Origin of the sequence: Crystallibacter permensis, assembly GCF_025960875.1 — a bacterium.
GTDB classification, from domain to species: domain Bacteria; phylum Actinomycetota; class Actinomycetes; order Actinomycetales; family Micrococcaceae; genus Crystallibacter; species Crystallibacter permensis.
This window is the reverse complement of record NZ_JAODLR010000003.1, coordinates 287,768-301,305: the sequence shown is the minus strand read 5'-3', so window position 1 is coordinate 301,305 and position 13,538 is coordinate 287,768. Positions and strand designations below refer to the sequence as shown.

Here is a 13,538-nt window from a genome sequence, read left to right as displayed (position 1 = left end):
TCTTTGATGTTATCCGCTGATATTGAGCCCGACCAACATGGCACGGTCCGGGAGCTGGAGGTGTGGCTGCTCACGGGCAGGCACCGGTGTTTCTGCCGGATGGGCAAGGGGCAGCGTCTCCGGGTGGGAAAGATCCCAGGCGTTGGTGGCTTGCAAACTCATCCCGCGCGGTCCGGTCCTCCTCGTCAGTCCTTGGATTAACAGCAGCCTGGTGCCGAACAGCAGGGGCCCGGCCTTGTCCTGCGCCTCATGGAAGAAAGTGCAGTCTACGCAGCCGGTGCCGTCATCCACGCTGATAAACACCACACGGCGGCCTCCCCGCATGGGCGGAGTTTGGGTGGCGACCCGGATTCCTGCCACCAGGACTTCGGTTCCGTTGCGCAAAGAAAGCAAGTCCTTGGCCGCGGTGACATTCAGTTCTTTCAGCAGCGGCGCGTAGCTGTCCATCAGATGGGCGCTGACATCCACGGCCAGCAGATCCAGTTCGGTGCGGACCTTTTCCAACATCGTCGGTTCAGGCAGGCAGGTTTTGAGGTTGCTCAATTCCAAGTCTCCCAGCGGGAAGGAGAGCTGGCCGTCGATGGGTTCGTAGCGGCGCGGAACCGGGCGGACGGGAGGCTTATCCAGATGATGGACAAGATCCGCGCGGGTGGCTGTCCCCTTGCGTCCGACCAGCTGGTTAAGTTCGTCGAAGGCTCCCAGTTTGGCCAGCCGTTGCAACGTAGGCCTGCTGACCTTGGCCCGGGCACGCAAATCAGCCAGGGAATCATAGGGCTGGCCGGCCACAATGCGCTTCAGCTCTGCGGCTGATAATCCGTAGATACCGGCAAGACTCAAACGGATTCCGAGTTTTTCCGGTTCACCTTTGTCAGCAGGTATGCGCTCAACCCGATACATGTCCGCACTGCGGTTGATATCCAGCGGCAGGATGGGGATTCCCATTCTGCGGGCTTCTGCCACCAGCAATCTACGTGGGTACATTCCCGGGTCATGCTCCCAGAGGCCGGCCAAGAAGGCTTCGGGATGGTGCGCCTTCAACCAGGCCGACTGGTAGGTGGGCACGGCAAAGGCAGCCCCGTGGGCCTTGCAGAACCCAAAGCTGCCGAAGGCTTTCAGCGTGTCCCAGATCTTGTCGATGGTGTCCACTGAGTATCCGCGATCCATGGCTTGACGGCGGAAATATTCCTCTACAGTTGGCTCTGCTGCCTCGTCCCCCAGCAAACGCCGGAACTCGTCTGCTCTGGCCAGACCGCAGCCGGTAAAAACGTCAAAGGTCCGCAATACCTGCTCGTGAAAAACCGTGACACCGTGCGTTTCCTTCAGCACGGTTTCCAGATCCGGATGCGGGTAGTTTTCGGGCGCCCATCCATGGCGTTGTTCCAGGAAAGGGCGGACCATGTCCGATTTCATCGGGCCGGGCCGGAAGAGGGAGATATCTATGATTAGGTCGTTGAAATTGCGGGGGGCCATTTTGCCCACCAGTTCCCGTTGGCCCGGGGACTCGATCTGGAAACATCCCAAGGTATGGGTGCTGCGGATCAGTTCAAAGGTTTCTTCATCATCGAGCGGAACTGCTTCCAAATCGATCCGGCCGTCCTCGGCGATATAGCCGGGACCATTTCCGCCTGCGTCAACCGGATGGTTCCCGGCAGCGGTAACTGCTGCCTTTCCCGAATGGATGCGGATAACCTCGTTCACGGCATAGGCCATGGAACTTTGCATCCGGACTCCGAGCACATCGAGTTTGAGCATGCCCATCGGATCCATGTCGTGCTTGTCGAACTGGCTCATGGGCAGGCCGAGGCCACTGGGCTGGACCGGCGTCCGGTCCAGCAGGGTTTCATCTCCCAGAATCACGCCGCAGGGATGCATGGAAATATGCCGTGGCAGCCTATCCAACCGCTCCGTCACATCCACCAGCAAATCCAACTGTTTGTTCTGCTCCACCTGCGCGGAGAAATCACGAAGCTCGGGCTTCTCTTCCATCGCTTCCCGGAATTTCCGGGCCGAGAAACGCCAAAGCTGTTTGGCTATGCCGGAAATGTCTTCCTCTTCCATCCCCAGAGCCAGCCCGGCATCACGGACGGCTCCGCGAGCACGGTAGCCGTTCTGCATGCTCATCAAAGTCACCCGACGGTCCCCAAACCGTGCGAAGATCCGCCGGTAGACGTTATGGCGTTCGGCGCTTTCCACGTCAATGTCGATATCCGGCAGGGTTGAACGGTCGCGGGAGAGGAACCGTTCAAAAATCAGCCCGTGGGCCAGCGGGTTTACATGGCTAATAAAGAGCAGATAGTTCACCAGGCTCGAAGCTCCTGATCCCCGGGCCGATGCCCTGACACCCATATCGGTGATTATCTTTGACACCTCGGCCACGGTCAGGAAATAAGAGGCGAAACCTAATCTGGTGATAATCCCCAGTTCATGGGCCAGGCGGTCCCGCAGCTCATGTTCGGCTTTGCCGCTAATACCGCGGAACCTGGCGCCGATCCCTGCTTCGCAACGTTGGATTAGTTCTGTCACCGGATCCTGACCAATCCCGATTACCGAAGCTTCCGGTACCACCGGGTTCTTGTAGCCCATGTCCTGGTAAGGATCCATCCGGCAGCGGTCGGCAACGGTTTCCGTCATCGCCAGCAGTTCCCCGGCGCCGGCACGGCCGGCACCTGCCTCCTGCGCGATTTCATGAGCCAGGACCTGCATCTGGGCGGAGCTTTTGAGCCAGCCTTGGCCATTGGGCTGCAGATCCGGCAGCTTTGCGAGCGCGGTTAAAGCACGGACGGAGTCCAGCACGTCTGCGGTAGCTGCGTCATCCACTTGGCGGTACCTCGCCGCGTTTGTCAGCACCGCCGGCAATTTCAGGTCAGCGGCCAGTTTTAACATTCTTACGGCATGGGCCGTGCTGAGATTTCCTCCGGGCGGACCGAGGTGGTTGACCACTTCCAACACCAGGGAACCGGCTGGCATGATGCTGCGCCAACGACCCGCCAGCCGACGGGCCTCCGAATAACGGCGGTGCCGCAATGCCTGTCCAACATCAGAATACGGGCCCAGCAGTACTGTGAGCACCGCTGGGAAACCTGCTTCTGCTGATTCCGGTGAGCCAGCGGCGCGATGTGCTATCTGCGCTATGTCCACACCCGGCTCCCGGCCCTTGACGCCGCGGCCGGAAGCTGTACCTTCATGCGCATCCGAGATCAACCGGCATAAGGCGTGATAGCCCCTCCCGTTGTTATGGCCGTGGGCCAGGACAACCACCCGGCCGGTGCTTCGCCCTTGGGAACCACGGATCACGAGGTCCACCCCCACAATCGGATCGATCCCAGCAGCCAGACAGGCTTTGACATGCTTGACCGTTCCATACAGCCCATCCCTGTCGGTGCAGGCCAAGGCATCCGCGCCGTCGGCGGCCGCCGCTGCCACCAGTTCATCCGGCCAGGACACACCATAGTGGGCGCTGAAGGCCGATGAAACATGCAAGTGGGTAAAGCTCATGATCATCCAATGAACGGGAAAGAGCCGGGACAGACGCATCCGCGGACAGCGAGACAAGAACGTATTAAGCGCTCAGGCGCTGCAGGGCCTCATGGACCCTGATCAGCCGCCAGCGTCCGGTATCTGCCTGATGGGAAAGATCGAGTGTGCGCAGCTCCGAACGGCTGTTCAACCTTGCCTGCACCCGCCAGATTTCATGGTCCACCAGTCCCGCTCCCCTGCCGCGTTCGGCACGGAGCTCTTCGGCCCACCATTTTCGGCGTTCGTACCAACGCACTGGTTCCGCGGCGATGTGCCAGGTCCGGTTCTGCCACCGCAATCTGATCGGCTGGCCGGCAGGAGAACAAACAACTTCTACTGTTTCGCTGAAAACACCCATGTTTCAGTCACCTTTCTTCTGAAATACGGGCCAAACATTTCAAAGCATGCTCCTGCCGACACACCGGCTGAAATGGTTGACCTCATCATTGTATTCGAATACGTATTCGATTCAAAGATGAGCTTACAAACCACCACCGACAAAATGTCCGGCACCCCAAGATTTATCCAATAACCGAAGTCCACAGTTATCTCAGCGCATCCCGCGCTATCAGTAACACCTAGAAGTAGCGGTGTCCGAGGGGGACACCTCACAAGGAGCCCAGCATGTCACTCGCACCCAGGGCAGAGTTACCTAGTCGCCCCAAAAATATTCCTGTCAAACGGCTAACAACAACCATCACCGCAGCCGCTATGCTCGCTGCTGTGTTTTCGCCACTGTCTATCTCACCTGCCAACGCGGGACTCTCAGGAGTTGGCCCGGTGGACCCCAACAACGGCTACCCGACGTGGTTCTCGGATGGCACCGTCAAGCTCCAGTTCTGCTACACAGCGGAACTCGGTTGCCTGTCCACACCGCCCAACGCAGGGGCGCCGGCGTCCTACCCGGATAACTTCCCCGAAGAGGCATTCTGGTTCGCGGCCGAAGCCAGCGGCGGAAATCTCGGACTTTACGAGGCTGCCCTGGAAGGTGCTCATCTGAACGACGCAGTGGTAGATGGCGAGCAGATCGGATTTGCCCGGCTGCGGTTCCGGTTGGAAGGCCTCGTCCCTAACGCCAGCTACACGGTTACGCATCCCTATGGCGTCACTGAAGGGCTAGTTGCCGATGCCGCAGGCGAGATCGATCAAACCTTCGATGAAGGCATGTGTGCCCCCACCGACACGAGAGCATGTGACTGGGAGGGTGTAGGCGCTGCTTTCCTCGGCGACTACCAGGTAAACACCGCGACCTTCCTCCGCCAGCTGAACGCACCTGCCGGTACGCTGGGTAATCCCGCAGTCGCTGCCTCGGTGACCGGGGCACCCTCCGGCAACAACTTCGTGCGGGTAGACGGCCCTAACGCCGGAGGGCCCGGTGTGAACACCCTGACCGTCAACCAGTTCACCATCCAAGGCGTCATCTCGGATGCCGTGGACGGGGCGCCGGGCACTCCGGATCTGGCCGCCGCCAGTGACAGCGGGCGGTCGGCCACGGACAACATCACCAACGTTGCGACGCCTACCTTCACGGTGGACGTCCCGGACGGTACGGAAGTCAGTCTGCTTGTCGGCACTTCCGCCACTCCTGCCGCGACGGGAACGAGTACCGGCAACGGCTACAGCCTCGCCTTGCCGGCGGCGCTCGCCGACGGGCGTCACGAGATACGGGCCAGGATCGCCAATCCCGACTTCGCTACGGATCCGGCAGCGTCGGAGTTCCTGACGTCGACCCCGGTCGGCATCACGGTAGACACCATTGCTCCAACGGCCACCCTTGCCGCACCGATGCCATCCAACCCTTCGTTGGACAGGACGCCGTCGTTCAATTTCGGCAGCAACGAGGCCAACAGCAGCTACGATTGCCAGCTGCTGCCGTCCAGTCCGGCCTGGGAGACTAACTGCGCTTCCGGCAAGACCTACGATGACCAGGCCGACGCCATATACACCTTCAACGTCCGCGCCGTTGACCCGGCCGGCAACGTCGGTACGCCAGCCGCTTACGGCTGGGGAATCGGTACTGTTGCGGGACCAGCGGGAACCGGTGTCCAGAAGGATATGGACGGCAACGGGACCCCGGACTACATCGGCCGCACCAGCGACGGCAAACTCTGGTACTACGCCGGCAGAAGTAACGGCACGTTGTCTCCGCGGCTCAACATTGGAAACAGCGGCTGGAACGTCATGACTTCGCTGCTGATGCCCGGTGACTTCAATGGCGACACCAGGGCAGACCTGATTGCCAGCGACAACTCCGGCAGGCTTTGGCTCTACGCCGGTGCGGGCAACGGCCGGCTTTCGGGCCGCACGCTGATCGGTTCAAGTGGTTGGAACTCCATGTCGGAGCTCGTCGCTCCGGGCGACTTCAACGGTGACACTAATCCGGACCTGCTGGCCCGCGACAGGGCGGGCAAGCTGTGGCTCTACCCGAGCGATGGCAACGGCCGCTTCAAGGCCAGGACTGTAGCCGGTTCCAGCGGCTGGAACGCCATGACCGATCTCGCCGGCGTCGGAACCTTCGACGCAGGCTCCACGACGGACATGATCGCACGGGACAGCAACGGCCGGCTCTGGCTGTACAAGGGCACCGGCACCGGTGGCTTCAGCGCACGCAGCATGATCGGCTCAAGCGGCTGGAACTCCATGACATCGCTGGTTGGGCCCGGCGCGTTCAACACCGGCGCCGACCATGACGTGATCGCCCGTCACAACGATGGCAGGCTCTGGCTCTACCCGGGCAACGGCACCGGCCTGGGCTCACGTATCCAGATCGGGCATGGATTCAACATCTTCACCATGATCGCCCAGTAACCCAGGGACAGGAGCAACTAAGGACAGGAGCCCGGCCGGGTCCCGAGCACCGCAGCAGCGGTTGCCGGATCCGGCCGGGCTCCTTGCCGTCCGCCTCTCGCCCGGAGACTATTGAGGCATGGAACCACACGTCACCGCCCTGACCCTCGGAGTGCGGGACGTTGCCGTTTCCCGCCGCTTTTACATCGACGGCCTGGGTTGGGAGCCGCTGTTCGAACAAGAAGGCGAAATCTTCTTCGTCCAGATTGCCCACGGCCAGATGCTGGGGCTCTGGAACGTGGTGAGCATGCGCAGCGAATACGGGGACGTCGGCCATCACGACGGCGGACCGGCCATCCCGGTCTCGCTGGGCCAGAACGTCACCAGCCCCGGCGAAGTGGATGACCTCATCGCGCAGGCGCTCGCCGCCGGCGCCACCCTTGTTTCGGCGGCACGTAACCAGCCGTGGGGCGGTTACGGCGGCTGCTTCGCCGATCCTGACGGCTACCGCTGGGACATCGTCCACAACCCGGGATTCAGGGTCGACGACGACGGCGCCGTCCACCTGGGTGCCGCAGGCTAACCATCCAGCAGCGAAGGTTGCGGGAGGATCAGTTCCGGCGAGTTGTTGCGGACGTTGCCCACAGCGGAACCTACCGGTTCCAGCGTCCAGTCAGTGGCGGCGTCGTACGCCCTGTTCCGGAGCATATCCAGCAGGTGCATCCCATCCCTGACGGCGGGATCCAGCCATGCCGCCATGGTGTCCTTGTCCATCGGCACCGGGTACCTGTCATGCAGCCCGGACAGTTCCCGCAGGACCGGCGAGCCGCTGTCTGCCGGCGGTGCCGGTGCGGTCAGTACCGTCGTGGAAAGCAGCCATGCGTCCCCTGCGTCCGGGGCCTTGGACGGATCCTTCCACCAGCCATACAGTCCTGCGAAGAAGATCGGCGCGTTATCCCGGCGGTGCACGAAATAGGGCTGCTTGGTCTTGGCGCCGAGCTTCTTCCACTCGTAGTAGCCGTCCACCGGGACCGCGCAGCGGCGGGTATGGACGGAATCCTGGAAGGTCGGTTTTTCCGCGGCGGATTCAATCCGGGCGTTGAAGGAACGTGAGCCGACGGAGATCTCCTTGGCCCAGCGCGGCACCAGGCCCCAGCGGGCGATATGCAGCTGGCGGCGGAAGACGCCGTCGATCAGCCGCTCCAGGACGATCGGCACGTCGTCCGTGGGCGCCACGTTGTAGGACTCCTTAAGGCCGAAGTCCCCCGGAACTTCGGCGCCGCATTCCGACATGAGGTCACCGACGGCCCTTGCCATGACGTATCGTCCGCACATGTTCCCAGTCTGCCATCGTGCGCACTGGAGGCGGGAATGTTTGCGGCCCCGCTGCCGTTTGCACCTTTAAATACAGTTCTTCGAAGGAGTCACCTTGGAATACACCCCGGAAGCCGGCACCATCACCATGTTCTCCACGTCCTGGTGCGGCTACTGCCGCCGGTTAAAGACACAGCTGGATGCGAAGGGCATCGGCTACACGGAGATCAACATCGAAAACGTGCCCGGCACCGCGGAGCTGGTGGAACAGATCAACGAAGGCAACCAGACTGTGCCGACCGTGCTCTTTCCCGATGGCAGCAGCGCGACCAATCCTTCGCTCGCCGAAGTACAGGAACGCCTCGCGGCCTGATCCGGCAAAACTTTCCGCACACCGCGCTGGAGCGCAGATGACGCTCCGGCGCGGTTTGTTACTTAACGGCTGCCTGCGGCGAAGACCGCATTCCGACCGCCATGGGCGTGGAAGGTAGACAGCGGCCCTAGTTTCCATAACAATCGTTTTGGTAATTGTGATCGGCCCTACATGGCTGCCTAAGATGATGGTGATACGGCCGACCGGCCGACCTGATGACTCCGCGGAAAGGAACGACCCAGGCATGGTTCATAAAGTTCGGGCAGTAATTGCCAAAGAAAAGAATGCCCCGGTATCCATCGAGACCATTCTGGTACCGGATCCGGGTCCGGGGGAAGCGCTGGTGGACATCCTCACCTGCGGCGTCTGCCACACGGACCTGCATTACAAGCAGGGCGGCATCAACGATGATTTCCCGTTCCTGCTGGGACACGAGGCCACGGGTGTAATCAGCGCTGTCGGCCCCGATGTCACCGATATTGCGCCGGGTGACCGTGTCATCCTCAACTGGCGCGCCGTGTGCGGCGAATGCCGGGCGTGCAAGCGCGGGGAGCCGCAGTACTGCTTCAACACCCACAACGCCACCCAGAAGATGACCTTGGAAGACGGCACTGAGCTGTCGCCCGCCCTGGGTATCGGCGCCTTCGCCGAGAAGACACTGGTCGCCGCGGGCCAGTGCACCAAGGTGGACGACGACGTCGATCCCGCCGCTGTAGGCCTGTTGGGCTGCGGCGTCATGGCCGGCATCGGCGCGGCGATCAACACCGGCGAGGTCAAGCGCGGCGAGTCCGTGGCCGTGATCGGTTGCGGCGGCGTGGGCATTGCAGCCATCGCCGGCGCCAAGCTGGCCGGCGCGACGACCATCATCGCCGTCGACATCGACGACAACAAGGTGGAACTGGCCAAGTCCCTGGGCGCCACGCATGGCGTCAACTCGAAGGAGCAGGATCCGGTCGAGGCGATCCAGGCCCTCACCGGAGGCAACGGCGCCGACGTCGTTATTGAAGCTGTTGGCCGCCCGGAGACCTACAAGCAGGCGTTCTACGCCCGCGATCTGGCTGGCCGCGTGGTGCTGGTCGGCGTTCCCACTCCCGACATGAAGATCGAGCTACCGTTGCTCGACGTCTTCGGCCGCGGCGGTTCGCTGAAGTCCTCCTGGTACGGCGACTGCCTGCCCAGCCGCGACTTCCCGATGCTGGTCAGCCACTACAAGCAGGGCAACCTGGATCTGGATGCCTTCGTCACGGAGCGCATCGGCCTGGACCAGGTGGAGGAAGCCTTCGAGAAGATGCACGAGGGCAAAGTACTGCGTTCGGTGGTCGAGATCGCATGAGCGTGAAGATCGAAAACCTCGTCACCTCCGGAACCTTTTCGCTGGACGGCGGCACCTGGGACGTCGACAACAATGTGTGGATTGTCGGCAATGCCGAAGAAGCCATCATCATTGATCCGGCACACAACCCGGAGGCTGTGGCCCAGGCCGTGGAGGGCCGGACGGTCAAGGCCATCCTGCTGACCCACGGGCATGACGACCACATCCGTGCCGTCGGCGAAGTACGGGACCTGGTGAAGGCACCGGTATACCTGCATGCAGCGGACCGCATGCTCTGGGACGCCATCTTCCCCGACTCCGCACCGGACCATGAGATCAATGACGGTGACACCTTCCAGGTAGCCGGGGCGGAACTGCGAGCGCTGCACACTCCGGGCCACTCCCCCGGATCCGTCTGTTTCTATCTGGAGTCGGAGAACGTACTGTTCAGCGGCGACACGATGTTCAACGGCGGCCCGGGCGCAACCGGACGGAGCTACTCCAGCTTCGAGACCATCATCGAATCCATCAAGTCGCGACTGCTGACGCTGCCGGCGGAAACGAAGGTGAACACCGGACACGGTGACTCAACCAGCATCGGAGCCGAGGCGCCGCAGCTGGACGAGTGGATCGCCCGCGGCCACTGACAACTGCGGGAAGCTGCCCGGGGTGCCTGCGAGGAAAACTCGCGGGTGCCCCGGGTTTGCTGTTCCCAGCCCGTTATAGCCCGGGCGGTGTACCGTACAGCGGCTGGGTGAGCGTGTCCGGAACCTCCTGCTCCCAAGGCAAGCAGCCGTCGTCGTCCGCCCATACGGCCTGTAATGCAGTTGCCCGCGGGCCGTATAACGAGACGGCAGTCAGGACAACACCTTCCGGCCGCTCCACCGGCGCCAGATAGACATCGCGTGACTCCAGCGGAAGGACCATGCCCGCCATCAGGGTGTGCCCATGGCCACGGACCATGTCCACGAGTTCGTTGATCATAGCTACCGTGTCATCCTGGCACCGGCCAGTGACCAGAATCTCGGGGTGCTGCAGCTCGGTCAGGCCGACGGTGTAGCCGAACGCCGGCTCCGTCGCTGTACCTGAGACCATGACAAGCTGCCAGCCGTACCGGGCCACCGTGCGGACAGTCTTGTCCAAAGCCTCGTCCTGCGTCATCCCGTTGCATATGTCGCACATTTTGCCTCCTGTTGAAAGTGTCATGTGCGACCAGTCTGGCTGCTGCCGCCCTGCGGCAATACCCGCTATTTGCCGTTTGTGGATTACGGGGCGGACCCGGGAACCTCGGCCACGGACGCAAGGTCGGCGAACGGTATTTCCCGCGTCTTCGCATAGGTGCCGAACGCGCCGAGCAGCGCCTGCTCGACCCTGTCCACATCCAGTCCCGGCACCAGGTCCTCGGCCGCGCCGGCAGTGCGCGGATCCCAGTCCAGGCCGAGCGCATCGTAGCTTTGGAGGAGAACTTCGCGCAGCGGGGCGGAATTTTCAACAACGACGACGGAGGAAAACAGCCAGGCTCCGGAAACAACCCGCTGCGCAGTTCCCACAAGCTTGATCTGGACCGTGGCGTCCTCCGGATGTTCCCCGTGGATGCTGAACTCCCCGGGGCAGTACTCCCCCGGGATCTCTCCGACACGCGCGATCAGGCCCGCATCCCGCAGTCCCTTGGCCAGGAGTTCACCGAACTGGGAGAACCTGCTTTTCGCCCCGACGATCGCATCGCGTTCGGGCTCCACATGATCCAGTACCAGGCAACCCTGATGATAGGCGGCAGCGCGTCCGCCGGCTTTACGGACGAGCGGCTCAAAACCCAAGGCACGGCAGCGCGCGGCGGCTTCGTCGAACCCGGGCAGGTGCGCATCCCGCTGGCCGAAGGCAACGGTCGGTACGGGGCGGTACAGCCGCAGGGCAGGGCCCAGCCGGCCCTGCTTGACGGCATCCAGCATGGCCAGCCCGTACAGCAGGTCCTCCCTGGCACCGAAGGAAGATTCCTGCCGCGTCCAGTCCAGCCGCCGGGCAGCATCAGGCGCAGGCGCCAGCGCCGGATCCAGCTGAGGTTCTCCGGCCAGCTCAGTCGCCAACAGTGACTCCGTTCCAGAAGGCCACGTGGCCACGGATGTTTCCGGCGTCGTGAGTTGGATTCGGGTAGTACCAGGCGGCGTCGGCATTGCGCTCCCCCGCGACCTCAAGGCTGTAGTAGTGCGCGGTTCCTTTCCAGGCGCATTCGGTAGTCCGGTCGCTGGGAAGCAGGAACTGCTCGTTCACGCTTCCGCGGGGAAAGTAATGGTTGCCCTCTACCATGACCGTCTCGCCGGATTCGGCGATGACGGCCCCATTCCAGGTCGCCTTGACCATGTCCACTCCTGCTTTCCTTCGGGCTGCGTGCGGCGCTCTACGGCGCCGACGCGCCAGACACACTATCCAACAGTAGCGGTGCCCCGGATCATTCCGCCGCTACAAGAACTCCCCTCGTGCCGTGGATTTGGCAGGTATCGGGCGTGTACGGCTCACGCACGCAATAATGGGCCTGTGCCTTCTCCCCACATCCCGCTCGTACTGCTCGGCGGCGCCTCCGGTTCCGGCAAGTCCTACCTCGCGGCTCGCTTCGGCCGCCCGCACGTGGAGCTGGACAGTTTCTACCGGGAGATCAGCGAACACACCCCGCAGTCTCCGCTGCCCCAGACGGCGTACGAGGAGATCGACTGGGACCATCCGGGCACCTGGAACAGCGGTGCCGCCGCCCGCGCGATGCTGGAACTGCTGCAGACCGGCTGTACGCAGGTGCCCAAGTACTCCATTGCCACCTCCAGCTACACCGGCCACCGCTCCCTCCGGCTGGCCGAGGGCCCGGTCATTGCCGAAGGGATCTTCGCCGACGCCGTGCTGGCCCCGTTGCTGGGCCTCGGTGTCTCTGTGCAGCCCATCTTCATCCAGGTTTCCCCGATTACGACGGCGGTGCGCCGCCTCGTGCGCGACCTGCGGGAGCACCGCAAACCCGTTCCTTTCCTGCTCAAGCGCGGCTGGGCGCTCTTCCGGGCCGAACGGCGCGTCCGGCAACGCTATCTTGACGCCGGCTTCCGGCCCGTGCCCAAGCGGCAGGTGAAGCGGCTGCTGGCCGGGCTCTAAGTCCGGGCAAGGAAGTAGGTGTTGAACGGATCCGATTCGACGTCCTTGGCTTCAACGCTGCCAAAGCCCGCCTCGTCGAGCATGGACAGCGCAAGCTGCTGTCCCCAGGCGGTACCCAGCCCGTCGCCGTCGAGCCCCAAGGATACGCTCATGCAGTGGAACGTCGAGATGGCATAGAGGTAGCTGGCCCACGGCATGTCCATGTTCTCCTCCACCTTGCTGGATGCCTTGATGTCCACCATGAGGAAGACCCCGTCCGGGCGCAGGGCGCGGCGGATATTGCGGAGCACCGTGCCGGGATGGGCCTGGTCGTGGATGGCATCGAATGCTGTCACGACGTCGAAGCCCGCCTCGACGTCGAGCTTGGCGACATCGAGCACCTCAAAGGCCGCGTTGGCCAGCCCAAGCTGTGCGGCCTCGCTCCGCGCGCTCTGGATGGCTTCCTCTGAAAAGTCGTAACCGGTGAAGCGGCTGGCGGGGAAAGCCTGTGCCATCAGGTTGACCGCATGTCCGGCGCCGCAGCCGACATCGGCAAGGTCAAGACCGGCCCGCAACCTTTCCGGCAGTCCAGGAACCAGCGGCAGGATCACATCCAACAGAGCCGCATCGTTCACCGCGGCACTGGTCTCTGCCATGTTTTGATGAAACTGCGGGTAGTCCTCGTACGATAGCCCTCCGCCGGCCCGGAACCGCTCGATAATCTTCTGTTCCACCTCGCCCATCATCGAGATGTGCTGCATCAGGATGGCCATATTGTCCGGACCCGCCGCGCTGGTCAGCACGGCAGCATGTTCCCGCGGCAGCCGGTATGTTTTGGCCGCCGGGTCGTAGGCGACAACGCGCGCCGTCGTCATGCCGCCCAGCCATTCGCGTACGTAGCGTTCGTTGAGGCCTGCCGCATCGGCGATCTGCTCGCTCGTGGCGGCCGGCATCCCTGCCATGGTCTCGAACAGCCCCGTCTGGTGACCAACGCTGGTCAGCACCGCGATCGCAGCATCGTTGAGGATGCCCACGAAACGTCCGACAAACGCCTGAACGGCTTCGGTATCAAGTTCCTGCTTAGCTGAAGCCTGCAGTGATGTGCCTTGACTTTGATCAATTGTCATT

General features: G+C 62.7%; 13 protein-coding genes. 6 read left to right on the top strand and 7 right to left on the bottom strand.

The annotated features are described in order from the left end of the window. Positions 1 to 9: 9 nt before the first annotated feature. Both B0G38_RS05515 and B0G38_RS05510 read right to left on the bottom strand, forming a co-directional pair. Complete coding sequence (locus tag B0G38_RS05515) at positions 10 to 3,495, bottom strand: DNA polymerase III subunit alpha (RefSeq protein ID WP_264668504.1); 3,486 nt, start codon at positions 3,493 to 3,495, stop codon at positions 10 to 12. Positions 3,496 to 3,559: 64 nt separating this feature from the next. Continuing rightward, positions 3,560 to 3,874, bottom strand: a complete 315-nt coding sequence (locus B0G38_RS05510) for a DUF6504 family protein (RefSeq protein WP_264668503.1) — start codon at positions 3,872 to 3,874, stop codon at positions 3,560 to 3,562. A gap of 422 nt (positions 3,875 to 4,296) precedes the next feature. On the opposite strand from B0G38_RS05510, the gene B0G38_RS05505 reads away from it, so the two are divergent. After that, positions 4,297 to 6,324 carry an FG-GAP-like repeat-containing protein gene (locus B0G38_RS05505; RefSeq protein WP_264668502.1) on the top strand — a complete coding sequence of 676 codons (2,028 nt, stop codon included), beginning with the start codon at positions 4,297 to 4,299 and terminating at the stop codon, positions 6,322 to 6,324. Between the two features lie 118 nt (positions 6,325 to 6,442). Next, positions 6,443 to 6,886 carry a VOC family protein gene (locus B0G38_RS05500; RefSeq protein ID WP_264668501.1) on the top strand — a complete coding sequence of 148 codons (444 nt, stop codon included), beginning with the start codon at positions 6,443 to 6,445 and terminating at the stop codon, positions 6,884 to 6,886. Here B0G38_RS05500 and B0G38_RS05495 read toward each other — a convergent pair. Next, the gene (locus B0G38_RS05495; RefSeq protein ID WP_264668500.1) at positions 6,883 to 7,638 is read right to left on the bottom strand and encodes an SOS response-associated peptidase; all 756 of its coding nucleotides are present in this window, start codon (positions 7,636 to 7,638) and stop codon (positions 6,883 to 6,885) included. The genes B0G38_RS05500 and B0G38_RS05495 overlap by 4 nt on opposite strands. Before the next feature lie 94 nt (positions 7,639 to 7,732). On the opposite strand from B0G38_RS05495, the gene B0G38_RS05490 reads away from it, so the two are divergent. The 3 genes from B0G38_RS05490 (at position 7,733) to B0G38_RS05480 (ending at position 9,949) form a co-directional block, all read left to right on the top strand. Beyond that, positions 7,733 to 7,990, top strand: a complete 258-nt coding sequence (locus B0G38_RS05490) for a mycoredoxin (RefSeq protein ID WP_074703397.1) — start codon at positions 7,733 to 7,735, stop codon at positions 7,988 to 7,990. A 244-nt stretch (positions 7,991 to 8,234) separates the two neighbouring features. After that, entirely contained in the window at positions 8,235 to 9,323 is a 1,089-nt protein-coding gene (locus tag B0G38_RS05485; protein ID WP_264668499.1) for an S-(hydroxymethyl)mycothiol dehydrogenase, read from the top strand. Next, the gene (locus B0G38_RS05480; RefSeq protein ID WP_264668498.1) at positions 9,320 to 9,949 is read left to right on the top strand and encodes an MBL fold metallo-hydrolase; all 630 of its coding nucleotides are present in this window, start codon (positions 9,320 to 9,322) and stop codon (positions 9,947 to 9,949) included. The genes B0G38_RS05485 and B0G38_RS05480 overlap by 4 nt, the downstream gene beginning before the upstream one ends. A gap of 73 nt (positions 9,950 to 10,022) precedes the next feature. On the opposite strand, the gene B0G38_RS05475 is transcribed toward B0G38_RS05480, so the two are convergent. From B0G38_RS05475 to B0G38_RS05465, 3 genes are all read right to left on the bottom strand, one after another. After that, entirely contained in the window at positions 10,023 to 10,484 is a 462-nt protein-coding gene (locus B0G38_RS05475) for a DUF4262 domain-containing protein (protein ID WP_264668497.1), read from the bottom strand. 83 nt (positions 10,485 to 10,567) lie between these two features. Further along, a complete protein-coding gene (locus B0G38_RS05470; RefSeq protein ID WP_264668563.1) occupies positions 10,568 to 11,344 on the bottom strand; it encodes a lipoate--protein ligase family protein in 777 nt (258 codons plus the stop codon). Between the two features lie 31 nt (positions 11,345 to 11,375). Next, the gene (locus B0G38_RS05465) at positions 11,376 to 11,660 is read right to left on the bottom strand and encodes a DUF427 domain-containing protein (RefSeq protein ID WP_264668496.1); all 285 of its coding nucleotides are present in this window, start codon (positions 11,658 to 11,660) and stop codon (positions 11,376 to 11,378) included. Between the two features lie 174 nt (positions 11,661 to 11,834). On the opposite strand from B0G38_RS05465, the gene B0G38_RS05460 reads away from it, so the two are divergent. Continuing rightward, the gene (locus B0G38_RS05460) at positions 11,835 to 12,431 is read left to right on the top strand and encodes a uridine kinase family protein (protein ID WP_264668495.1); all 597 of its coding nucleotides are present in this window, start codon (positions 11,835 to 11,837) and stop codon (positions 12,429 to 12,431) included. Here B0G38_RS05460 and B0G38_RS05455 read toward each other — a convergent pair. Next, entirely contained in the window at positions 12,428 to 13,537 is a 1,110-nt protein-coding gene (locus B0G38_RS05455) for a class I SAM-dependent methyltransferase (protein ID WP_264668494.1), read from the bottom strand. The genes B0G38_RS05460 and B0G38_RS05455 overlap by 4 nt on opposite strands. Position 13,538 lies beyond the last annotated feature (1 nt).

Bases quoted from the DNA above. Each gene is read 5' to 3' on its own strand.
- B0G38_RS05480 (WP_264668498.1), top strand. From the start codon at position 9,320: ATGAGCGTGAAGATCGAAAACCTCGTCACCTCCGGAACCTTTTCGCTG.
- B0G38_RS05515 (WP_264668504.1), bottom strand. From the start codon at position 3,495: ATGAGCTTTACCCACTTGCATGTTTCATCGGCCTTCAGCGCCCACTAT.
- B0G38_RS05455 (WP_264668494.1), bottom strand. From the start codon at position 13,537: ATGACAATTGATCAAAGTCAAGGCACATCACTGCAGGCTTCAGCTAAG.
- B0G38_RS05485 (WP_264668499.1), top strand. From the start codon at position 8,235: ATGGTTCATAAAGTTCGGGCAGTAATTGCCAAAGAAAAGAATGCCCCG.
- B0G38_RS05465 (WP_264668496.1), bottom strand. From the start codon at position 11,660: ATGGTCAAGGCGACCTGGAATGGGGCCGTCATCGCCGAATCCGGCGAG.
- B0G38_RS05495 (WP_264668500.1), bottom strand. From the start codon at position 7,638: ATGTGCGGACGATACGTCATGGCAAGGGCCGTCGGTGACCTCATGTCG.
- B0G38_RS05475 (WP_264668497.1), bottom strand. From the start codon at position 10,484: ATGTGCGACATATGCAACGGGATGACGCAGGACGAGGCTTTGGACAAG.
- B0G38_RS05500 (WP_264668501.1), top strand. From the start codon at position 6,443: ATGGAACCACACGTCACCGCCCTGACCCTCGGAGTGCGGGACGTTGCC.
- B0G38_RS05510 (WP_264668503.1), bottom strand. From the start codon at position 3,874: ATGGGTGTTTTCAGCGAAACAGTAGAAGTTGTTTGTTCTCCTGCCGGC.